General features: G+C 48.4%; 25 protein-coding genes and 1 pseudogene. 13 read left to right on the top strand and 13 right to left on the bottom strand.

Annotation, left to right across the window (positions count from 1 at the left end; all coding sequences use genetic code 11):
- Window positions 1–22: 22 nt before the first annotated feature.
- The 4 genes from BBG47_RS06200 to BBG47_RS30620 form a co-directional block, all read right to left on the bottom strand.
- Window positions 23–763 (bottom strand): Bax inhibitor-1/YccA family protein, encoded by a 741-nt coding sequence (locus tag BBG47_RS06200; RefSeq protein ID WP_065290988.1) that lies wholly within the window; start codon window positions 761–763, stop codon window positions 23–25.
- A gap of 211 nt (window positions 764–974) precedes the next feature.
- Window positions 975–2,114: a DNA cytosine methyltransferase gene (locus BBG47_RS06195; RefSeq protein WP_065290987.1), complete on the bottom strand. Its 1,140-nt coding sequence runs from the start codon at window positions 2,112–2,114 to the stop codon at window positions 975–977.
- A 311-nt stretch (window positions 2,115–2,425) separates the two neighbouring features.
- Window positions 2,426–2,782, bottom strand: coding sequence for a MarR family winged helix-turn-helix transcriptional regulator (locus BBG47_RS06190; protein WP_254659759.1), 357 nt, complete (start codon window positions 2,780–2,782; stop codon window positions 2,426–2,428).
- Between the two features lie 22 nt (window positions 2,783–2,804).
- On the bottom strand, window positions 2,805–2,966 hold the full coding sequence (locus BBG47_RS30620) for a hypothetical protein (protein WP_254659758.1): 162 nt from the start codon (window positions 2,964–2,966) through the stop codon (window positions 2,805–2,807).
- A gap of 148 nt (window positions 2,967–3,114) precedes the next feature.
- Between BBG47_RS30620 and BBG47_RS06185 the strand changes: the two genes are divergently transcribed.
- Together BBG47_RS06185 and BBG47_RS06180 are read left to right on the top strand one after the other, a co-directional pair.
- Entirely contained in the window at window positions 3,115–4,113 is a 999-nt protein-coding gene (locus BBG47_RS06185) for a quinone oxidoreductase family protein (RefSeq protein ID WP_065290986.1), read from the top strand.
- Window positions 4,114–4,253: 140 nt separating this feature from the next.
- Complete coding sequence (locus BBG47_RS06180; protein ID WP_065290985.1) at window positions 4,254–5,153, top strand: SDR family oxidoreductase; 900 nt, start codon at window positions 4,254–4,256, stop codon at window positions 5,151–5,153.
- Window positions 5,154–5,290: 137 nt separating this feature from the next.
- Here the strand turns inward: BBG47_RS06180 and BBG47_RS06175 are convergent, their stop codons facing one another.
- Window positions 5,291–5,632, bottom strand: a complete 342-nt coding sequence (locus tag BBG47_RS06175; RefSeq protein WP_065290984.1) for a zinc ribbon domain-containing protein YjdM — start codon at window positions 5,630–5,632, stop codon at window positions 5,291–5,293.
- Between the two features lie 311 nt (window positions 5,633–5,943).
- Here BBG47_RS06175 and BBG47_RS06170 point away from each other — a divergent pair, with 311 nt between their 5' ends.
- The 3 genes from BBG47_RS06170 (at window position 5,944) to BBG47_RS06160 (ending at window position 9,501) form a co-directional block, all read left to right on the top strand.
- Window positions 5,944–7,023, top strand: a complete 1,080-nt coding sequence (locus BBG47_RS06170; RefSeq protein ID WP_065290983.1) for a Gfo/Idh/MocA family protein — start codon at window positions 5,944–5,946, stop codon at window positions 7,021–7,023.
- Entirely contained in the window at window positions 7,020–7,874 is an 855-nt protein-coding gene (locus BBG47_RS06165; protein ID WP_065290982.1) for a Gfo/Idh/MocA family oxidoreductase, read from the top strand. The genes BBG47_RS06170 and BBG47_RS06165 overlap by 4 nt, the downstream gene beginning before the upstream one ends.
- A gap of 142 nt (window positions 7,875–8,016) precedes the next feature.
- Window positions 8,017–9,501, top strand: coding sequence for an N-acyl-D-glucosamine 2-epimerase (locus BBG47_RS06160; protein WP_083189110.1), 1,485 nt, complete (start codon window positions 8,017–8,019; stop codon window positions 9,499–9,501).
- A 96-nt stretch (window positions 9,502–9,597) separates the two neighbouring features.
- On the opposite strand, the gene BBG47_RS06155 is transcribed toward BBG47_RS06160, so the two are convergent.
- The 3 genes from BBG47_RS06155 to BBG47_RS06145 all read right to left on the bottom strand — a co-directional run bounded on the left by BBG47_RS06155 (window position 9,598) and on the right by BBG47_RS06145 (window position 11,366).
- Entirely contained in the window at window positions 9,598–9,834 is a 237-nt protein-coding gene (locus tag BBG47_RS06155) for a helix-turn-helix domain-containing protein (RefSeq protein WP_065290981.1), read from the bottom strand.
- Window positions 9,835–9,849: 15 nt separating this feature from the next.
- Window positions 9,850–10,338: a DUF2975 domain-containing protein gene (locus BBG47_RS06150; protein WP_065290980.1), complete on the bottom strand. Its 489-nt coding sequence runs from the start codon at window positions 10,336–10,338 to the stop codon at window positions 9,850–9,852.
- Window positions 10,339–10,481: 143 nt separating this feature from the next.
- Window positions 10,482–11,366: a LysR family transcriptional regulator gene (locus BBG47_RS06145; protein ID WP_065290979.1), complete on the bottom strand. Its 885-nt coding sequence runs from the start codon at window positions 11,364–11,366 to the stop codon at window positions 10,482–10,484.
- 120 nt (window positions 11,367–11,486) lie between these two features.
- On the opposite strand from BBG47_RS06145, the gene BBG47_RS06140 reads away from it, so the two are divergent.
- From BBG47_RS06140 to BBG47_RS06120, 6 genes and pseudogenes are all read left to right on the top strand, one after another.
- On the top strand, window positions 11,487–12,227 hold the full coding sequence (locus BBG47_RS06140) for an SDR family NAD(P)-dependent oxidoreductase (protein WP_065290978.1): 741 nt from the start codon (window positions 11,487–11,489) through the stop codon (window positions 12,225–12,227).
- Between the two features lie 182 nt (window positions 12,228–12,409).
- Window positions 12,410–12,883, top strand: a complete 474-nt coding sequence (locus BBG47_RS30615; RefSeq protein ID WP_254659757.1) for an AraC family ligand binding domain-containing protein — start codon at window positions 12,410–12,412, stop codon at window positions 12,881–12,883.
- Entirely contained in the window at window positions 12,884–13,369 is a 486-nt protein-coding gene (locus BBG47_RS30610; protein WP_254659756.1) for a helix-turn-helix transcriptional regulator, read from the top strand.
- A gap of 202 nt (window positions 13,370–13,571) precedes the next feature.
- Complete coding sequence (locus BBG47_RS06130) at window positions 13,572–14,870, top strand: ABC transporter substrate-binding protein (RefSeq protein WP_065291023.1); 1,299 nt, start codon at window positions 13,572–13,574, stop codon at window positions 14,868–14,870.
- 90 nt (window positions 14,871–14,960) lie between these two features.
- Window positions 14,961–15,913, top strand: a pseudogene (locus BBG47_RS06125) (carbohydrate ABC transporter permease).
- A 1-nt stretch (window position 15,914) separates the two neighbouring features.
- Window positions 15,915–16,742, top strand: a complete 828-nt coding sequence (locus BBG47_RS06120) for a carbohydrate ABC transporter permease (protein WP_065290977.1) — start codon at window positions 15,915–15,917, stop codon at window positions 16,740–16,742.
- A gap of 232 nt (window positions 16,743–16,974) precedes the next feature.
- On the opposite strand, the gene BBG47_RS06115 is transcribed toward BBG47_RS06120, so the two are convergent.
- A complete protein-coding gene (locus BBG47_RS06115) occupies window positions 16,975–17,535 on the bottom strand; it encodes a riboflavin biosynthesis intermediates N-glycosidase (RefSeq protein ID WP_065290976.1) in 561 nt (186 codons plus the stop codon).
- A 233-nt stretch (window positions 17,536–17,768) separates the two neighbouring features.
- Here BBG47_RS06115 and BBG47_RS06110 point away from each other — a divergent pair, with 233 nt between their 5' ends.
- A complete protein-coding gene (locus BBG47_RS06110; protein WP_065290975.1) occupies window positions 17,769–18,461 on the top strand; it encodes a Dph6-related ATP pyrophosphatase in 693 nt (230 codons plus the stop codon).
- An 83-nt stretch (window positions 18,462–18,544) separates the two neighbouring features.
- On the opposite strand, the gene BBG47_RS06105 is transcribed toward BBG47_RS06110, so the two are convergent.
- Together BBG47_RS06105 and BBG47_RS06100 are read right to left on the bottom strand one after the other, a co-directional pair.
- Window positions 18,545–18,868: a carboxymuconolactone decarboxylase family protein gene (locus BBG47_RS06105; RefSeq protein WP_065290974.1), complete on the bottom strand. Its 324-nt coding sequence runs from the start codon at window positions 18,866–18,868 to the stop codon at window positions 18,545–18,547.
- Between the two features lies 1 nt (window position 18,869).
- Complete coding sequence (locus BBG47_RS06100; RefSeq protein WP_065290973.1) at window positions 18,870–19,277, bottom strand: tautomerase family protein; 408 nt, start codon at window positions 19,275–19,277, stop codon at window positions 18,870–18,872.
- A 115-nt stretch (window positions 19,278–19,392) separates the two neighbouring features.
- On the opposite strand from BBG47_RS06100, the gene BBG47_RS06095 reads away from it, so the two are divergent.
- Window positions 19,393–20,286 (top strand): LysR family transcriptional regulator, encoded by an 894-nt coding sequence (locus BBG47_RS06095; RefSeq protein WP_065290972.1) that lies wholly within the window; start codon window positions 19,393–19,395, stop codon window positions 20,284–20,286.
- A 72-nt stretch (window positions 20,287–20,358) separates the two neighbouring features.
- Here the strand turns inward: BBG47_RS06095 and BBG47_RS06090 are convergent, their stop codons facing one another.
- The gene (locus BBG47_RS06090; RefSeq protein WP_065290971.1) at window positions 20,359–20,847 is read right to left on the bottom strand and encodes a cation:proton antiporter regulatory subunit; all 489 of its coding nucleotides are present in this window, start codon (window positions 20,845–20,847) and stop codon (window positions 20,359–20,361) included.
- A gap of 24 nt (window positions 20,848–20,871) precedes the next feature.
- Window positions 20,872–22,092, bottom strand: a complete 1,221-nt coding sequence (locus BBG47_RS06085) for a cation:proton antiporter (RefSeq protein ID WP_065290970.1) — start codon at window positions 22,090–22,092, stop codon at window positions 20,872–20,874.
- Window positions 22,093–22,192 lie beyond the last annotated feature (100 nt).

Here is a 22,192-nt window from a genome sequence, read left to right as displayed (position 1 = left end):
CTTAAAAATACATGCAGATCTATTAATCTCGGTTAGCGATCTTGGCAAGCAAACGAATAATCTCAATGTACAGCCATACAAGCGTCACGAGCAATCCGAATGCACCATACCACTCCATATGCTTTGGAGCGCCCTGTTCCGCACCTTCTTCAATCAAATTAAAGTCAAGAATGAAGTTCAATGCTGCAATGATGATGATAACGACAGATATTCCAATGCCTATAAGCGAGCTCTCATGCAAATAAGGAATGGTAATACCGAAAAATCCTAAAATAAAGCTGAATAAGTAGACAAGGGCAACCCCTGCTGTCGCCGTAATGACACCTTTACGGAATCCGTCTGTTGCCTTGATTAGTCCAAGTCTGTACACCAGCAGCATGCCCATGAATACGCACATTGTCAGCAATACTGCCTGAAGGGTGATTCCTCCTTGCCATGCTTCGAACCTTGCAGATATAGCACCTAAGAAAAGTCCCTTGGCTATCGCATAAATCGGCGTAAGGAACGGGGCCGTTGTCGGAACAAAGCTGATAATAAGTGCTAGAATCGCGCCGCCTATTACTCCACCTATTAAATATGGATTCATATTGTATCCATTCGCGAACATGGTCCACGATATGACTGCCGCTCCAACAAGCAGCGCCAGCGCCATGAACGATTTATTGACGGTACCGCCGATCGTCATTCGTTCTTGATTTTCATAGTTACCCTGATTTGCAAACGTTTCTTCATTAAGTGTTGGATTTCCGCTACGTCCGATCAAATGAATAGACCTCCTAATTATTGGTTTCACCTATTGTATCATATGCATGTCAATCAGCCTATATGGGTTATTGGATGAATCATGTAAACCTCTTAAAGTCCTAACCACGAAAGGTAATTCTACTTATTTTTCTACACGTATGGATGCACAAAAAAGTGCAGAAATGATCTCTGCACCTTGAAGTCCTTGTAGACCTTATTAGCAACCCATGTTACCTGCTTGCTGTTGCCTCCATTCGATTAGCCTCTTGTATCTCTGTAATGCGCTCAAGCAGCTGCATAATTGAACTGCCCAGCACTCTTGCAAGACGGACGGGAACTGCATTTCCAATCTGCGTATACTGCTGAGATAATGTGCCTGCTACATGATATTCCTTCGGGAATTCTTGCAGGGCAATGTATTCCTCAATGCTTATCGGACGATCCTCATACGGGTGTCCAAGATTCGTACTCTTCTGAATGGGCGAGGTCAGTAGCGTTGGGGCTGGCCGATCGACCCATAGGCGCCGATAGAAGCCTACCTTGCCTCCGCCTGATTCATAGGCGCCGCCCATAGCCAGTTCTACGAACTCCTCGGGCAAGCTTCGCCAGTTGCCTCCACCCTGCGGAATCATGTGCATGTAATACAATCTTTCCGGTGAATACCGAGGGTAATGGTGCTCTTCTACGTTCAAGTCGCGCAAAACATCTCCAAGCGTCACCCATCTCGGCAGCCCTTCGCCGCCCTCAGCATCGTGTGTCTTGGCAGGAAACGCATACGTTGTACTCAAGTCCTTGCGTACGCCAACAAAGAATACCCGCTCCCTCGACTGAGGAACCCCGTAATCAGCTGCTTTCAGCAGTTCATAGGTCACATTGTATTCATGGAAATGCTGGAGCAAATGTGTGAGCGCACTGCCGGGCATCTCCTCCGGCTCAAGCGGAGCATGCTCCTCTCCCCGCTGGCGCAGCGGTCTATGTTTCAAAGAAGCTGACAGCAGTCCGCGCACATTTTCCAATAGAAATACCTTGGGGCGTGTCTCCTCCACCAGCTGCGCGAACTTCAACATCGCATTGCCGCGCGGATCTTCAAATGCCTGCCTTTTGCCCGCTGTGCTGAATGATTGACAAGGACTGCCGCCGAACATGAGATCAATGTCCTGCCCCTCATCCAAGCCCGCCTCTCTATAGATGCGTTCCCGAGAATAGTCCGAAATATCGCCCTCGACCACATTCATATCCGGATAATTTGCCCGAAGCGTCTCGCAAAATACAGATTCTATTTCAAGTGATAGTTTAATATCGAAGCCTGCCTGGTGAATGCCTGTATCGAGTCCACCAGCACCTGCAAAAAAGGAAATTGCCGTTGCCATAATAGCCACCTCAACCTGTTGTTCTACCTCGTATTATACCATCTCCCTCCTGACAGGCCCATGCGAACTCCCCGCTTGAGTGTGATCATTATCTGGCAATGTTCTTCAAAATCTTCTTGATCGCTTTCGTTAATCTATCTCTTCAATTAATCCATCCCATTTATCTCATTCTCTTGTTCATCCATGTAATAGAGCCCTCTGAAAATGTATTCCCCCTGTATATGAAAATGAGGAAATACGAGAATGGCGCAGCACGGCTTACATAAAGGAGATATTCATACATCGCCAAAGATACGGCAATGTGCCTCTAATCAGTCTTTATCGTTCCGATCAGGATTCACCCAAGACGTCGCCAACACATCCTGTAGGATACGGATCACGAACTCCAATTCTCCGCTTTCGTACTTTTGCAAAAACTGCGTCGCGCTTCGCTCAATCTGCTGGTGCATTGCATGATGGAGATTAAATAACTCTTTGCCGAGAGGCGTAGTACGATATAGAATTTCTTTCTTGTTGTTGGGGAGGAACTCAGTCTGCAGCAGCTTGCGCCCGACTAATCTACGCGTAATTTTGGATACGCTGCCCTTCAGGATACCGAACTGCTTCGAGATGGTTATGCCGTTTACAGGCTCTAGACGGCCAATCGCATCTATGACATGAAGCTCCATGACTGTCATCTCCTTCAGTATCTTAGCTAATTCCGGATTCGTGCAATGCTGCTGAAGCCCACCGGCTTTCCTCATCATCCTCTGCCTGCATTTGCTTCCCTACTTGCTCAACGAGTACCATAACCTGCTCAATCAGCGGGCGCTTATCCTCTTCTTCTGATCCTTGATTATGATTTATTTCCATTCCAATCACCTATGTTTCATTCTTTTCTTCAGTATAGCAATATACAAAACACAAATAAAGTTTCCAAGAAACAATATTGACAAAGAAAGGCAGGTTCCGCTATTATTGTTTCCAGGAAACTATAATGTTTAATGAGGAGCGATTTTCTATGAAGGCCATTTGTATTCACGCTTACGGGGGGCCAGAAGTCATGCAGCTTCAAGAAACTCCAACACCAGTTCCGGAATCAGGTGAAGTGCTTGTCCGCATTCATGCAGCTTCCGTCAATTTCCTTGATGTTCAACATCGTCGAGGCGAACTCGTACATCAAGCGTTTTACCAAGAGAAGGGCGGACTTTCGACTTTCCTTCCATTGACGCTTGGAAGCCAGGGTGTCGGGACAATCGAACAGCTTGGATCTCACTGTCCTCCTCATCTTACGGCAGGAGATCGGGTTCTCCTCTTTGGCGGCACTGGTACGTATGCTACACACGCCGTCACGAAGGCAGACCGCGTTATGCCAATACCAAGCGAACTAAACGACGATCAGGCTGGAGCCGGTCTTACCCAAGGCTTCCTTGCCTACGCCTTCACTCACAGAGCCTATCCTGTCAATCCAGGCGATTGGTGCCTTGTTCAAGCCGCTGCGGGCGGCCTGGGGCTTCTGCTCGTGCAAATGATAAAGCTGCGGGGCGGCCGTGTTATTGCGGTTACCTCAACAGCGGTGAAAGGTGAAATTGCCCGACAATACGGAGCGGATGAAGTCATCGTGTCATCCGAATCAAATATAGCTGAGGAAGCTAGGAGAATTACCGACGGAAGGGGTGTGCACGTTGTATATGACGGCGTCGGCAAAGATACATTCGAGGCCAACTTAGATAGTCTTGGTCTTGGCGGCTGCCTCATTATTTACGGGCAAGCAAGCGGCTTCATACCGCCTGTAGACCTTATGATGCTGCAAGAAAAGGGATCCCTGTTCATTACTCGCACGAACGGCTTGCCCTATCGTCAGCATTGGCACGAATTCATGAGCTTGCTGATTAAGTGGTTGCAGGAAGGGAAACTCGATATCCCAATTGATCGCAAATACTCGCTATCGGAAGCCGCCGAAGCTCACTCCCGCTTCGAACAACGCCAATCCGCAGGAAGAATATTGCTGGTTCCTTAAACTTATTTGTATAACCTGTTCGCATTCCGTTTGCGCAATAAAGACTCCGCCATGTGTCACGATCGTACTTCCGAAGCACCAATCTGGAAGTAGGCGAATATCCTGCCTGTAAGTTTACAAAGTTACAGGAGGATCTTGTCATGATTCCTATGATTCCTTATTACAGCTACGAAACACAATGTCGCCAAGTCCCCCTTACCTTCCCGCCGCAGCATCAGAATGTGCAGCCAGGACTTGAATATTTGATGCACCCTCAGCCAATATCCGATAATCCAGGTTACAAGGGTAGCGGCAAACTGGCGGGCAAGGTAGCAATTATTACTGGTGGTGACAGCGGCATCGGACGTGCTGTTGCCATCGGCTTTGCCAAAGAAGGGGCAGACGTTGCGATCGCCTATCTATACGAACGTATAGATGCAGAGGCAACCCGCCAAATGGTTGAAGGCTATGGAGCGCGATGCTTGCTGCTTGAAGTTGATCTCCGTCAGCCAGCATTCTGCCAAGAGGTCGTCCGCAGAACAATCGAACACTATGGTCGGCTCGATGTGCTTGTGCTGAACCAGGGCGTTCAGTTCCCTCAGGAAAGTCTGCTCTGCATTTCTGACGAACAGCTGGAAAATACGTTCCGCACGAACATATTCCCAATGTTTTATTTGACCAGAGCTGCCCTCCCTCATCTACAGCCGGGAAGCTCCATCATCTCAACCGCTTCTGTAACCGCATATGCAGGCGCTCCATTGTTAGTTGATTATTCCTCTACCAAAGGAGCCGTTGTATCCTTTACACGTTCATTGTCACTGCAGCTTGTTAATAAAGGCATACGCGTCAACGCTGTCGCTCCGGGCCCGATATGGACGCCGCTTACCGTATCCAGTTACTCAGCTGACTATGTCTCAACCTTTGGACGTGACACCCCAATGAGACGTGCCGGTCAGCCATTTGAACTTGCACCGACTTATATTTATTTAGCTTCCGATGATTCCTCCTATGTCACAGGTCAGGTGCTTCATGTAAATGGAGGTATCATGACTGAAAGCTGAGCATATAGAACAACGTTGACAGCGTGACACACTCGTCGCTCAGCGATGTCCAATTCAACCCATACAAATTGAATAGCGGACACAATAAAACCCACCTGTGACCATCTAGGTGGGTTTATCCTTTTGGCGTTGCTCGCTTATATCTTTTTTACAAACTCAGACTTCAGCTTCATTGCGCCAAAGCCATCGATTTTGCAATAAATATCATGATCGCCGTCACCAAGGCGAATATTTTTCACCTTAGTTCCGATTTTGATTACGGAAGAGCTCCCCTTTACCTTCAAATCCTTAATGACAGATACCGTGTCGCCGTCGTTCAATATATTGCCGTTCGAATCGCGAATAACCTTGTCATCTTCCGAATGGCTAGCATCTGCATTCGCAGACCACTCGTGCCCGCATTCCGGGCATACCAGCATATTGCGATCCTCATACGTATATTCCGATTGGCAGGAAGGGCAGTTAGGCAAATTAGACATTATTCATATCCCCATTCATTTTATATTTTCAAATCAGTAAGCTCTAAGTATATGGGATAGATGGCAAGGATTCCACTATATATGGGATTTGTTCGGAATCTGTAAAATATGCATGCCTATTGTATCAGCTCTGTAGAAGACGTAGATTGAGGCGATCCCTACTCGAAAATCGAACGATAATCCCAATTTTATATACGAAAGTCAAATTAATTAAAGCGCATACATGCTACCATGGGAGTACTTATTGCGCAAGTCACTAGAACTAATTCGGCCTAGTTCCTTACTGGCCCCATACCTTGGAGGGATTCGATATGAGTAAAACGATTGTTGCCATTATCGGCTGCGGGACGATTGCGAACAGTGCCCACATCCCGTCTTATATGGCGAATTCAGAGGTGGAGATTAAGTATTTCTGCGATATTCGCAAGGAACGGGCAGAGCAAGCTGTCGAGAAGCACGAGTGTGGGGAAGCAATTGAGGACTATCATATCATTCTCGATGATCCGGAAGTCGTAGCTGTGTCCATCTGTACACCGAACTACTGCCATGCCTCCATCGCGATTGATTGCATGCGTGCAGGCAAGCATGTGCTGTGCGAGAAGCCAGCTGCCAGAACGTATGCAGAGGCATTGGAGATGCAGAAGGTACAGCATGAGACAGGCATGACACTTAACATCGGGGTCGTAAATCGGTTCAATACAGGCGTGAATATTATTAAAAAGATGATTGCCGACGGCGATCTGGGCGAACTGTACCACGTCTACGTCAGCTTCCGCTCCCAGCGTTCGATCCCTGGTCTTGGCGGGGACTTCACGAACAAGGCTGTTGCCGGCGGCGGCGCACTCATCGATTGGGGCGTACATTTCCTTGATATCGTAATGTACTGCACGGGCGATCCAGATCCGCAGACCGTAACCGGCCAGGCTTATAGCAAGCTGGGCAAGGATATGGAGAACTACTCCTACATCAACATGTGGGCAGGGCCTCCGAATTATACAGGCACGTACGATGTAGATGACTTTGTAACGGCAATGATCCGCACTTCCGGCCCTTCCATTACAGTCAATGGCGCTTGGGCGCAGAACATTGGCGTGGATGAAATGTACATCGACTTCCTCGGCGACAAGGCCGGCATCCGCCTGCAGTACGGCGCAGACTTCACGATCTACAGCGCGAAGCACGGGGCTCTGATGGAGAGCACGCCGAAGTTCAATAAGACAGATATGTTCCAGAACGAGATTGACAGCTTCATCTCCTGCATCCAATCCGGCGAGAAACTTCCTTCCCATATTGACACGGTCATTCTGACTGCCAAGATGCTGCAAGCTATTTACGATTCATCCGAGCAAAGAAAGGAAATTTCGTTCGCGAAGGAAGGTTCATTCGCATGAAGAAGATCGGATTTATCGATTATTACTTAGACGAATGGCATGCCAATAATTATCCAGCATGGATTCGCAATGCCTCTGGTGGAACCATGGAGGTCGCCTACGCCTATGGCCTGAAGGATTCGGAACATGGACTCAGCAATGCTGCATGGGCGGAGAAGCATGGTGTTCAGCTATTGGACAGCATTGAGCAAGTTGTCGTGCAGAGTGATTACCTAATCGTGCTCGCCCCTGACCATCCAGAGCAGCACGAAATCCTTGCTGAGCTGCCGCTGGCTTCTGGCAAGCCGACGTATATTGATAAGACGTTCGCCCCTGATCGGGCTGCGGCCATTCGCTTGTTCGAACATGCTGCTAAGCACGGCACGCCGCTGTACTCCTCATCGGCCTTGCGTTATGCAGCGGAATATACCGAAACAGATCGTGATGGGATTGAAGTAATAGCCAGCTTGGGGCCTGGTGCATTTCATAACTATTCCATCCATCAGATCGAACCGATTGTTTCGCTGATGGGTGCAGACGCGCAGCGAGTAATGTCTATCGGAACGAAGACAGCCCCTGCGCTGCTGATTGAATTCGGGGATGGCAGGCAAGCAACAATTCGCCATCTTGGCGACGAATGCCCATTTACGATGGCGGTGAAATATCGCTCTGGCAGCAGCCGCATCTTGAAGGCGGAATCGGACTTCTTCCAGCTGTTCGCCCGCGACTTGGTTGCTTTCTTCGCGTCTGGTCATGCGACCGTTCCGCCTGAGCAGACGATTGCGATTATTTCCATTATTGAAAATGGAATGAAAGCATTGCAGCAGCCGTATGAATGGATTGAGCTCCCGTGCGCTGCTGTCCATTCGTAATGCAGGTGAAGAGTGGAATGGACAATTTGCATTTCATGAACCAATTCGTTATAAAGGAACAATAATAATTGAGCCGCAATAGCTTGGTTCAACAAGAGGCAGATGCAGTGCAGCAAGAAGCGGCATAAGAGGAGGTATTGTGATGTTTTCATTTCGTTCGTTTCGCAATTTCGGATTATCCGGTTCCCATACGGATCGCTTACCTCCTCCCATCTTGCTGTCATCGATCACGAATACATCGCCCAAGCAGAAGCTTCATCCCTGCTCACCACTTGCGAAGCAACATTCCCCTGCCCTTGTAGGGCCTACGATTCAGGTAGATCCGACTTTCCGCTATTATCAAGATCGCTCTGCAGCCAGCATTGCCGATGAGATTATCCAGAATGGCTTTGTGGGCGTCCATTATTTCGTCGTGAACGAAAACAACGTCAATCGCGAACTCATTGAGGCATTCAAACAAAGAGGGTTGTACGTATGGGCGCTTGTACTCGGCAACGGATCTTACTCCGTTGAGGGTTTCCCGCCGGAATGGCCGAGCTGGCAGATGGAACTGCTGAAGCCTGTGAATGACGGTTACTACCGCTTCTCCCCGCATAGTAAGGACTATGTCCAATGGAAGAAGCGGAAGCTCGCTCAATTGGTACGCGATTATCCATTTGACGGGATCGAGGTGGCAGAACCGTATTTCCCTGAATGGGACGGAATTAAGCGTGGTGTATACGGAGATGTCGGCCCCCTTGCCCAAGCGGCATTCAAGGAACAGTACGGGCACCCACGCATACCGAACTTCACCAATCCACGCGATCCAGACTATTATCTGACCAATAAGGCGCTATATCAGGATTGGATCGATTTTCGCGTCAAAGCGGTGAATAGCTTCCTGAATGAGGTCATGAACGGAGAAGGAGGCGTGCGAGAAGCCAGATGCGACATCCTAGTGGCTACTTGGTCGCTGGCGATAGACGCCGGACCTGACTCTGTTGCCAAACTGCGCGAGCTGCAAGGACTCGATGCTGCAGCGATGATCTCGGCCGTTCAGCCTAACCTTCACTTCCTGCAGACGCATTGGCCAGATTGGATGAAACCGCAGAGCAAGCTGCCGCCACAGTATATTCGCAGCTACCAGAACTTCGTGGATCAGATACGTGCCGTCCATCCGAACGTCCCACTAGGTGTGCAAGCCGATATTGGCTCTACCCTGTCAATGGTGAAGGATCGCAGCTGGCTTCAAGAATTCGGCGAGGTAGCACAGGACATGGGGTTCTCTACTTGGACTGCCTATGAATATCATCTCGGCAAGTATATGTACGACGAAGCCCCTGTTCCGACTGCGGTCGCCAGACCACAGCGAGACAAGGTCGTGATTTCGTTCCAAAAGCGGATTGATGAAGCTTCCGCCAAGCGTCCCGGCAGTGTGAGCGTCGTGACGGGCAAGGCAGAGCTCCCCCTCCCACCAGAACTTATTTCTGTCGACGGCAATATGCTTATCATCCAATCGGATCAACTGCCACAGTCAACATTCTTCCTGCGAATTCAACAGATTGCGGATACACCTGCCTATTGGCTGTATAACAAGGATAAGCCCGCCAATGTGATGAAGGGTGTTACGATTGTGACGGTACAATAAAAAACAAAAAAAGCAATCCACTTGCCCCGAGGCCATTCGGACGGCTGTTGATTGCTTTTTGTGGTGTTCAGCTTATTGACGGATATCCCGCACTTCTTAGATGTGAGAGCTGTCTTCATTCCCTTCTTCGTCCTCAACATATTCGAGAATATAGCCTGGCTGACAGTCCAAAATCTTGCATAGTGCATCGAGTGTAGAGAAGCGCACCGCCTTCGCCTTATTCGTCTTCAATATCGACAGGTTAGCCATCGTGATGCCCAATTGCTTCGAGAGCTCGGTTGAGCTCATCTTTCGCTTGGCCATCATTACATCCAGATTCACGATAATTGCCACAACTATAACCTCGCTTTATATCGTTTGATCGTTTTCCTCCTTGATTGTCGCAGCCTCCTCAAACAACTGAGCCAAGGTTAAGCTCAATAACCCACCTGTTAGCGCAATGAACGTTACGACTACCATCGGGACGATAGTCGCCGCATATAAGAATAGATCGTAAGCGTATATCAAAAATACGGAACAACCATTGAACAAGACAATCTCAATAAATGCACAGACTGCAATGACTTTCAATGCCTTTGCGGTATGATGGGTGAACGGATTGCCCCCTAACGCTATTTTACTAAGTTTCTTGAGCTGAAATAAAGCCATTACAAACGGCACCGCGCATAAATAGATACTGCACGTTATCACGGTCACCATGTCCTGATCGAGAATAGAATAGGCACTCTTTAAAAAGGCAGTCAGCAGTAAAGGAGTCGCCAAAAGCGCGAGCAAGGTTAACACAATACCGCATGCCACAATGATGTTCACAACTCTTGAACTCATGGATGTTTTCATTTCCCCAGCCTCAACTTCCGTTTTCTATGGATTTGAGACCCATTGTAGATCAATATTTATTGTTAGTCAATAAATATTGACCCCTTAACAATAATTGCAACGTCTTGCAGACTTGTTACAGATAAGCTGAACACCCTTCCACATCAGTTCTGGCGAAGTTCCTTTTCCAAAAACTGATATATATTTGCGGCTGCACACCTTAACGGATGTTCCCCTGATCTACTGAGCATGCCGGACAGCATATCCACTTCGATTCCGCCTATCGCTCGTACAGTTATTCCTTCAGGTATCGGGTTCACCATTATTTCTGGGACTAAAGCAATTCCTAGCCCCCTTTGTACGTAATGCTGTAGTGCCATCATGCTGCCAATCTCCATGGTGTCCATAGATATCTGTCCGGCTTCCTGCAGGATGAAATCAAGCTTTTTGCGATACGGACAAGTCGCTGCCGTGATCAATAAGCGATGCCCCTCGATATCTGCCAGTTGAACGGCATTGTGTGCAGTTAGCGAATGATTTTCTGGCAATAACAGAACAAACTTCTCTACGAATAATGGTTCGAAGTGAAGATCGGTGCCTACTTCTGGAGACGAACAAATCGCAAAATCAATTTCACCGCGAAGCAGCTTCTCCGCTAATACAGGCGTGCTCGCAATTTCCATAGCAATACGAATCCTCGGATAGTTGTTCTTGAATTGTGCGATCTGAATAGGCAGCCGATGGCTAGCCGTCGGTTCCGTTACGCCAATGCGGACTGATCCCGCTTCCCCGTTGTTCATATCCGCAATATTGATCTGCAGCTGTTCCATGCGATGTACAATATCCAGACTCTGCTCAAAGAACATTCTGCCTGCCTCTGTCAGTTGAATCGTTTTTCCTCGGTCGAAAAGCTGTGCGCCTATCTCTTTCTCCAGCTTCTGTATTTGCATCGTAATGGTAGATTGTGCGTAGTTCATTTCCTCTGCCGCACGGTTAAAGCTGCCGTATTTAACGATACACTGGAATGTTTTTAATGTTTTGATATCCATTAGCGTACTCCTCCTTATAAATTCAATATTTTTGAATCATCTCTTCATATCATTCAATTATACAAATAGACAGGCAGCCGATACAATGGACATAGGATGAACAAGGAGAGGGGAATACGTATGAACTTGAAGCATAAAGTGGCAGTCGTAACGGGCGGAGGCACCGGAATTGGCAGGGCTGTCGCTCTTGCTCTATCAAAGCGTGGAGCAGCGGTTGCCATTAACTACTCGCGTTCCGAGGCCGATGCAGAAGAAACCGTACAACTTATTCGTGCAAGTGGCGGACGCGCCATAGCGGTTCAAGCCGATATTTCACAAGATGATGAAGTTAGAACAATGATAGATAAGATTGTGCAGGCCTTCGGGACGATAGATGTATTGGTGAACAACGCAGGCATTACAAAGCATATTCCGATGGAGGATCTCGACGCTGCAACGGAGGACGTATGGGATGAGATGTTCGACGTGAATGTGAAGGGGATGTTCTACTGTGCGCGGGCCGTCACACCATATATGAAGGAGAAGCAGTGCGGCGCGATTGTCAACGTCGGCAGTATAGCTGGACAGACGGGACTCGGCTCTTCCCTTCCCTATGCGGTATCCAAGGCGGCAGTCCATGGCTTGACTAAATCCTTAGCTCGAGCGCTTGCACCCAGCATTCGGGTCAATTGCGTCGTTCCAGGGGCGGTAGCGACAAGATGGTGGCTCGGTCAGGAAGAACGGATGCAGCGTCTGGCTCCGAATCTGTTGCTGCAGCGGATCTCCACGCCAGAAGATATTGCTCAGTTCATCTGCTCCGCCTTGGAGCAAGAAGCGATGACGGGGCAAATCATCACGGTAGACAGCGGACAAACCCTATAATCTGTGAAACGTAGTCAAGGTTACGAGGGGCACGCGAATATACTTGCAATAAGATAAATATCCTCCTGCACTTCTTCTGCGGGAGGATATTTGCATCTTACAGCTAACTGACTAGCATGCTTGATGGAATGGCATTCTCTTCAGACGATCCCCATTTACAAGATGCAAAGGAGTGAACGGCATTGGATATTCAGTGGAAAGCAGCCGACATTGGGAAATGGACTCATTCAGGCATTATCTACTTCACATCCAAAATGGAAATGCTCGAAGACTTGCCCTGCAAAATGTACAGGCTGTACAAGCAGCATAGTCTGACCTATCACTGCCACGACTATTTTCAAATTTGGTATGTGGCGAAAGGAGCTTTCCGGCATACCGTCAGCAATCGGCGATTCGAGATTGAACAGGGTGATATTTTTGTTATCCCCCCATTTACCTTGCACAGTATTGATATTCCCCCTGAGCAGAACATTGAAATCTATGGCTGTGAGTTTATGCCTTCTTTTATTAACGAGCGCTTCGAGGAAAAGCCGATGGAACCCCTCTTTTTCGATGTGGCCTATCTGGAATATTTCCTCAGCCGCGATGATAGCGTGCAATCAAAAATTACGCTCGAACACATTACGGAAATGCGCGTCCACCATGTACTCCAATAAATGCTTGCCGAATATGAGCGGCGATCCCCCTTCTTCCAAATCGTACTGAAATCCAACCTGCTCCTCCTCCTCTCGATGCTCATCCGGGAAATTAACAAGGATCTTGTGCAGGAAGGATACGAGAAAACCGAGAAATATCGGTCGATTATGACAGGGGTCATCGATTATATCCATGCAGCCTATCATGAGGACCTCCATTTGGACACGCTCTGCTCGCTCGCGAAATTGTCCCGCTCCACCTTTTGCAGCATATTCAAGGCATGGACAGGCAAGACGTTCAATCGTTATCTAGCGGATCTTCGCATATTTCATGCCCTTACGATGTTGAAGCAGCCCGAACTGTCCGTTACCGATGTCTGCTATGCGATCGGATTCAACGAACTTTCTTATTTCTGCCGCATCTTCAAGAAATACACCGGCATTTCCCCTACCTCCTACCGCAAGCAAGCGATCCAGCAGGAGCCAGGCACGCCACGCATACGATAATCCCACTTTTGCACACGAAAATGAAATCAAAATAAAGCGCATACATGCTACCATAGGAATACTCCAAGCCCAGAAGGGAGGGAAATTGACGACGATATTTGAACACTTCCAGGTGCTTCAGGCAGCATTCCCTACGCGCACACTCTGTGTAATAGGAGAAGAGAGGAAGTATACATTTTTGAATGATGGAGGGGGAAAAGTCATGAAAAGAAAGCCATTGATGTGGTGTCTTGCATTCATTCTCGCGTTCTCCATGCTTGCAGGTTGTTCTGGGGGGGACACCTCCAGCGAAGAAGGAGCGTCTGGCAATTCATCCTCCAAGGACAAGGTAGAACTAAGCTTCTGGTATGGATGGACTGGGCCGGAGGCAGCAGCGCTGGAGAAGCTGATTGCCAAGTGGAACTCTGCCAATCCGGATATTCAGGTGAAGGGGTTGTCCCAGAGTGATTATCAGAAGCAGTTGACCGCCATCACGGGAGGAAATCCCCCCGATATCGCGTCCCAATTCGGGCAAAACGTAGTACCTTGGGGACTTCGCGGTGCCATGATGCCGCTTGATGATTACATCACTAAGGACGGCGTCGATATGAAAGACTTCGTTCCCGCTGCTATAAGCACTTCACAGCACGATGGCAAAACATATGCCATACCGATTGCCATGCATGTAACGATGCTGTTTTATAACAAAGATATTTTGAAAGAGGCCGGCTTCAGCGGGCCGCCGGAGACGATCAGCCAACTTAAGGAGTACATTAAGGCACTTAGCATTGTGGAAAGTGGCGGCCGCCTGCAACGGCTCGGATTATGGCCGGGAATGGACACGTACACCTTCGCGAATGCGTACAATGGCTCGTTCTACGATGAGGCTGCGAAGCAGGTAACACCCGACAATGCTGGGGTCAAAGCTGCACTCGAACTATCCAAGGGCATCTGGAATCAGTACGGCTCAGCTAACTTGGATCGGTTCTCTTCCGGTCTCGGACAGTATATGTCTGCTCAGAATCCGTTCTTCTCCGGCAAGTATGCCATGACGATTGACGGCGAATGGCTGCCAACCTTCATTAAGCAGTTCTCTCCTACTCTCAACTACGGCATCGCCCCTATTCCTTACGACGAGAATCACCCTGAGCTGAAGAAACCGGGCAATGTAACGACAAGCGTATTCTACATCCCGAAGGGTGTGAAGCATCCGGATGCTTCTTGGAAGTTCTTGAAGTGGATGACAGAGCCGCAGCAGATGGCCGAATTCACGGCAGCGATTGGGAATTTGCCGACGAAGCTGTCTGCGCTGAAGAATCCCGCCTATCATGACGTGCCTGGATTTAAGGAGTTCTTGGATTACTCCACGAGCCAGAACTTGCGCTCTTTCCCTGCCACTTCCTTCGCCAACGAGTATATTGCGGAGTTCGCCGTACAGGTTGATGCCATTCTGAGGGGTACCGTAAGCATGGAAGAAGGATTGAAGAAGGTGAAAGACAAGATTCAGCCGCTTGTGAAATAAAGTTGTGCAGATTTATGGCCTTCGCATCCGGCTACTTGCAGCAAAGCCAGGGCCGATTCACGTATTGTTGACGAAAGGAGGGCACTCAAGATGAACGTCTCCTCATCCATTGCCCCACCTAAGCAGAAGAGAGGCTGGTCGAAGAAGGAGCGGCATACTTTCCTCCTCGGTCTAGCGTTCGCTGCCCCATGGATTATCGGATTTCTAGCCTTTACGGTATATCCGTTCTTCAGTTCCTTATATTTCAGCCTGACAGAGTATGATCTGTTCAGCTCGCCCAAGTGGGTTGGATTGAATAACTATAAGCAAATATTTGAGGATGAGAGCTTCTATCGTTCACTTCGCAACACCTTGTTCATGACCTTCATTGCCGTGCCTATTACGCTTATTGTCTCTCTGTTGATTGCCCTGCTGTTGAATACGAAGGTGAAGGGAATCAACTATTATCGGACGATTTTCTATTTGCCTTCCGTCATTCCGATCGTCGCCAGCGCCCTCTTATGGACATGGATGCTGAACCCGGATTTTGGCTTAATCAATACCCTACTACGCTCCTTAGGACTCCCCGATCCCGCTTGGCTGCTGGATCCCCAGTAACGAAGCCCTCATTAATTCTCATGAGCTTATGGGGAACCGGTGCAGGAGCTCTCATCTTCCTCGCTGCCTTGCAGGGCGTGCCGAAGCAATATTACGAAGCGGCTCAAGTTGACGGGGCGAACTGGTGGCATCGATTTTGGAACATCACCATTCCCGGACTGTCACCTATTATCCTCTTCCAGCTCATTATGGGCTTGATCGGATCATTTCAGATTTTCACGGAATCGTACATCCTGGCTGGTGGGAAGGTAGACGGGGGCAAATCACTCGGCGGGCCGGATCAATCCCTGCTGTTCTATGCAGTTAACTTGTATCAAGAAGCATTTGTGTACTTGAAAATGGGCTATGCCTCTGCTCTTGCCTGGATTCTATTCATCCTTGTCCTGTTCATTACATTCGTGCTCATGAAGACCTCGGCACGCTGGGTCTATTACGGAGGTGACTGACGTGGCCGCGAAGCTTCGAAAATCGATTTTGCCGCATGCCGTGCTTATTCTATTCTCGTTTCTGTTTCTATTTCCGTTTCTATGGCTGGTCATGACCTCCCTAAAGACACCGGACGAGATTTTTCAGCTCCCGCCTAACCTTTTGCCGGACACTTTCCAATGGTCCAACTATGCAGCCGCACTAGAAACCATCCCCTTCGCCCGGTATATGACCAACACGCTCATCATCTGTGCCGTCAATATTGTCGGACAATTATTCGCAGCGCCGCTTGTTGCCTATTCCATATCAAGAATACCGTGGAAAGGGCGCGGCATCATCTTCTCGATCGTGGTTGCCACGATGATTTTGCCCGCACAGGTACAGTTGATCCCGCAATATATCATCTTCACAAAGCTTGGGTGGGTGAATACGATTTTGCCGTTAACGATCGGGGCTTTCTTCGGGGCGCCCTTCTTTATCTTCCTGTTGCGGCAATTTCTAATGGGTATACCGACAGAACTGTCTGAGGCGGCTAAGATAGACGGGGCTTCTGAGATTCGAATTTATATCCGAATTATCCTGCCTATCCTGAAGCCCGCCCTCGTTACCGTGGCATTGTTCTCTTTCGTATGGTCGTACGTGGATTTTATGGGGCCGCTTATTTATTTGAACGACTCAGCCAAATGGACGATAACGCTTGGCCTGCAAGGCTTCCAGCAGGATCACGGGGCTCAGTGGGAGAAGCTCATGGCCGCCTCCACCATTATGACACTGCCGATGATCGTCCTCTACTTCTTCGGGCAGAAATACTTCATGCAGTCTGGCTCAGCCTTAACCGGATTTAAATAAGTGGGAGGGAAATCGAATGAATCGCACCACAACGATGCATAAGCCGCGTACGATCTACATGGCAGGGATATATGCGCTCGCCTTACCGGTACTACGATAAAAATGGAGCTCCGCATGTATGTATCGTGGGCAATCTATCGTTATGGTTGACAAGGAGAATCACTAACGGTTAAGTAAATAGGCTGCCCCCTGCCTTCTAACATTAGGGGCAGCCTATTTGGCTGTGGCGGCGTCACTCCGTTCCATTCGCCAATAACTGATCTCGCACTTCGGTTAGGGCGAATCCCAACAAATTATTGCCCCGCCATTTCATCGGATTCTCCACATCTGGATGATCCTTAGCCATTCCAATACCCCAGATGCGGTCGACTGGGCTTGCCTCCACTAAAATCCGCTGCTTGCTCGCCTTGAGAAACGCACACAGTTCCTCATTTTGCGAAAATTTCGCGAAGTTACCTCGCTTCACGATGTCATAGCATTCGCGGCTCCACACCTCGTTGTCAAAACGTTTCACGGCGCGCCCGAACGCCTTCATTTGCTTCGGATGCTTCGCGTTCATAATGGCTTCCAACATCTCGTTATCACCGAACAGCCTTGCCTTTTCTGCCATCATATACTGCTCCGTGCAGCTATATTTATCGCCATCTACTGTAAAGCTAGCTGTCCACCATTGGCTGAAGCAGCTCTGATTGATGCTTCCGTCAGCAGGAGGCGTATGCCCCCAGAAGAATAAGTACTTGAACTTCTTCCCCGCTTGGTGCGCTTTCTGTAACGCTTCAAGATTATATATCATCTCTATCACCTCAACTTGGTTCATCCTACCATTTTACTATAATTGCAATCAAAAGGCGGTCTCCATCGAAGGTTCTCATGCCTAAAATCAGAAACGCCTACTATTGCATTGCGCATATTTCTTCACACCTAATAGTGTTAAAATAAAGTATCCAAACCTAAAACACATGTCGTGCGACATTCTTTTATCAACCGAGCCACATCTACATTGCACATACAAAGGAGCGTACAACCATGACAGACGCAACAACTTGGAAGAACGGTGCTCACGGACATAGATTCATTGCATCCTTCAGCGGAGGAAAAGACAGTACATTGGCACTCTATAAGGCCATGCAGGGCGGAGAAGCAGTCGGCTTAATCGTCATGCTTGAAGAAGAGGGCAAACGTTCCCGCTCTCACGGCATGCCGCCTGAGCTTATCCGTGCACAAGCCGAGTCCATCGGGCTGCCTATATTTGCAGGTGCGGCAAGCTGGACAGACTATGAGTCCGTATTTATGGGGCTGTTGGCGCATGCGAAGGAGCAAGGCGCCGCAGTATTAGTGACGGGAGACTTGGACGTACCGGAACACGGCTGCTGGCATGATCGAGTGACAAAGAATGCAGGGTTAGGCTTAGGAATGCCTCTCTGGGAAATGGATCATCTGGGGGCAGTTCAGGAGTTCATCAGTCTCGGATTTGTTACGATGCTGGTGACAGTCAATCTGTCGAAGGGCATGAAGGAAGAAGATTTAGGACGTGTGCTGACTCACGAGTTCGTGGAGGAGCTTCTCGCACGCGGAATTGATCCATGTGGTGAAGGTGGAGAGTTCCATACGACCGTAATCGACGGCCCTCTATTTGAGCATCCGATTCCAGTTCGCAAATGTGAGATCGTAAGGGACGGAGATTATGCATTTTTGCCTTTGGAGCTACAGAATTCGTAGATCAGCAATAGTTGCTTGAACATAAAAAGCACAGTGCTTAGCCACTCGCTAGGCGCTGTGCTTTCTCTATCCATGATTACGCCTTATTCCTGAAAGATCGCCTCTACGACCTGCAGCGCCGAGGCTGCACGCGGCCAGCCTGCATAATACGCAAGGTGTGTTATCACTTCCACGATTTCTTCCTGCTGCAGTCCATTCTCTACCGCTAGTCGCAAATGATAAGGGAGCTGTTCCATCAATCCGCCGGCAACTAGCGCGGAAATCGTAATCAGACTCCGATCCCGCAGCGATAATTGCTCCCGTCGCCACAAGTCCCCGAACAACACGTTCTCCGAGTAATCAACAAATGCCGGAGCTAATTCTCTTAACGACTCGCTTACCTGTGGTTTAATTGCTCGATGTGCCATGCTAATCACCCCTCTTTGTCTGACGATCCAGCATTTGAGCAATGCCATTGCCGAACGACCAATCATCGAATTCATTATCAACAAGCACGACAAATACATCTTCTTTTCTTATACTCACCGTGTTCGACAACTCCTCAGCCAGCATCGCATAAAAGCTTGTTTTTTGCTGTTCCGTCCTCCCCGATTTAAGTGTGATATGGATATAGAGCAAGCCATCGCTCCGTTCAACATTCAAGTAATTCTTGCTGTAGAAAAATTCCCCCGCCCTATGGGCATGAAAGACTTGAAAATAATCATCTTCCGGCACATTGAAGTGCCTTATTAAAGCGCACATGGTTGACTTACTGATTTGTTCAAGTAGGCGGGTGTCATATTGCTCCTCCATGTAACTAACCCGAATGAATGGCATATCCGATCGACTCCTTCTCTGAGATGCCTCCATTGTACGCCCGCTAATTTCATTTGTATAATTGAATAAAATCATGATCTTATTCGATTATTTCGATAGAGGTGACAACAAACAAATGGATCTCAAAGAACTAACCGCATTCAAAACCATACTTGAAGAAGGGACTTTCTCCCGAGCAGCCGAGAAGCTGAATTACGCGCAATCTACCATTACGAGTCAAATTCAACGCTTGGAAAAAGAGCTGGGCATACCCTTGTTCAACAGAGGCTGGGATGCGGAATTGACCCGTGCCGGCCACATGCTGGCAGCGGAGATTGACAGTCTCATTCAGCATTGGAACTATATCTCGGAACAGGCGAAGGCATTGCAGCAGGACGAAATTGGGTCTGTACGGATTGGAGGAATTGAATCCATGATGGAGACGGTGTTCCCTAATGCATTGCGGAAGTTCCGAGTGCATAAGCCGAACATGCAATGTCACGTTGTGGCGGGAAATACCGATTTCCTTTCCCAATCTATCCTGCAAAAGGAGCTGGACTTTGCCATCTGTGGCGAGCCTTCCGACGCGTCTCACTTCTATTTTCAGCCGCTATATCACGAGAGGATCACGTTCATTGCAGATCAGGCGCATCCTTTGTGTGCACAGGAGAACACCTCATTGGAAGAGGTTCTCCATTACCCAATCATAGCTGGCGGACCAAACTGCTTATATTCGCTGCGTTTAGCAAAGCATTTCGCCAGATTCGAATCATCACCTAACCTGAACACTGTAAGTCAGATTTCTTCAATTCCACACTTTGTGAAGAATACTTCTGCCGTGGGCGTCGTATTGGATACTACACCGCTGGCGAAGGAGGTCATAGCAATTGATGTCACCATAGCCGATCCCCTGATTCAAATCGGCTTCTTGCAGAGGCGAGGCGCCCAGGAATATATGCAGTCGTCCTCTGCTAATCTGCTCATGCAGATCATTAGAAAGGAAATTGAGAGAGGCAGCAGACAAAGGTAAGTCTTATCTCAGCAAAATAAAAAAGAGCACCTGCTTTTATCCAAGCAGATGCTCTCCGACTACCATGATTCGTTATCCTTGTGCGAGCAGCTCTTTGAGCTGCTTGATTTGTTTGCGCTCTCCTGCAATCACAAGCGTCATATTGGGCGTAAGCTGTACCTCAGGATCGGGATTGATATACTGTTTTCCTTTTTCAATAGCAGCCAGGATCGTCGCTCCCGTGCGCTGGCGAATTTGCAGCTCGGCAATAGATTTATTAATGCATGGAAAGGACGGCCCCACCTTGCACCATTCAATGACCAGTTCATCAAGCTCCACTTGGATGGTATCCAACGCCTTCGGCTTATAGCTCATGCCGCCGATAATAGACGCAAGCTGTCTTGCTTCTTCATCCTCCAGTGTCACTTGGGAAATGCTCTGCTCTGGATCATTATCTTCGAAATGGTATACTTCTCTTCTGCCATCATCATGGATAACGACGACTACTTTATCCCCCGACGCAGCTTCCATCTGATACTTTTTCCCGATACCCGGTAGTTCCGTTTCCCTTATCGTTGCCATATGGCCTGACATCTCCCTTCAATCCTATTTATTTGGTACGTTTGCTTTTTCTTTGTTATTGCTCCATTTGAATATGCGGTTCAGACCACTATACACATGTTTCGACTCTTTCGCCAGCAGTGGGCCAACTATAGCCAGCACGAGTACATACAGCGCGGAGAAAGGTTTAAGTAAAGGCATCAAACCGGCTGATATACCTAAGTTCGCCACTATAATGGTGAATTCCCCCCGTGCCATAATAGTAAGTCCAATATTCGTCGAAGCCTTATAGGATAATCCTGCCTTACGTCCTGCCATCCAGCCTGCAACCATATTGGACACCACCGTGAGCAGCACAGCCCCTAGTGCCATCCATGCAGCATCACCCAGCGTCAGCGGATCTATGCTTAGACCGAAGCTGAAGAAGAATATCGCACCGAAGAAATCCCGGAAAGGAACAACCAGATGCTCTATTCGTTTGCTGTGCTCTGATTCTGACAATGCAAGTCCAAATAAGAGCGCACCGATAGCCTCAGCTACATGCAGAGTTTCCGAGAACCCGGCAATGAAGAATAGCAGGGAGAACACGACTATAATAAAGATTTCGTTCGATGTGATATTTAACAGCTTGTTCAATACTGGCGGCCCCACTCTTGCGATGATGAAGAATACGAGCATATACCCCATGGAAATCCCTACGGAGAGCAGAACTCCGCCAATAGATGTGGCCCCTCCAAGTAGAAGGCCGGACATAACGGATAAGAACACGGCCAGAAAGAGATCATCGAACAAAATCATGCCCAATATCAGCTCTGTTTCGGAGTTGCCTGTACGTCTAAGATCAACCAAAACCTTGGCTACGATGGCAGTGGAGGATACAGACATCAGCCCTGCAATGATTAGCGTTTCATACAGCGGAAAATTAACCAAAAATCCGTAAGCCATTGCCAGCACAAAGTTCAGTACGACATATACGGTACCACCAAATACAATATTGCGCCCAGACTTAATTAACTTCGAAACCGAGAACTCTAGACCAATGTAGAAGAGCAGGAATAGTACTCCCATCCGCCCGAGAAAAGCTATTATGTACTGACTCTCTATAAAGGTTAAGTCGAACAAGCCAATCACTGGAGCATGCGGTCCGACCAACATACCGAGAACGATGAGGAATGGTATGATCGAAAACTTTAGTTTCCCAGCGATTAGCGAGGCGGCGGTAACTAACAGCAAGGCGGTTCCAACCTGAAAAATCATATGATCCATATGGCGGCTATCTCCTTCTTTCAAAATCCTGTAGCCTTATCCTGCGCAACAATATTCCTTGCTATCCAAATTCGAACAATATGACACCTGTCATCCTAAT

The sequence above is a fragment of the Paenibacillus sp. KS1 genome (genome assembly GCF_001680695.1).
GTDB classification, from domain to species: Bacteria; Bacillota; Bacilli; order Paenibacillales; family Paenibacillaceae; genus Paenibacillus_B; species Paenibacillus_B suaedae.
This window is presented reverse-complemented; position numbering and strand designations above follow the sequence as displayed.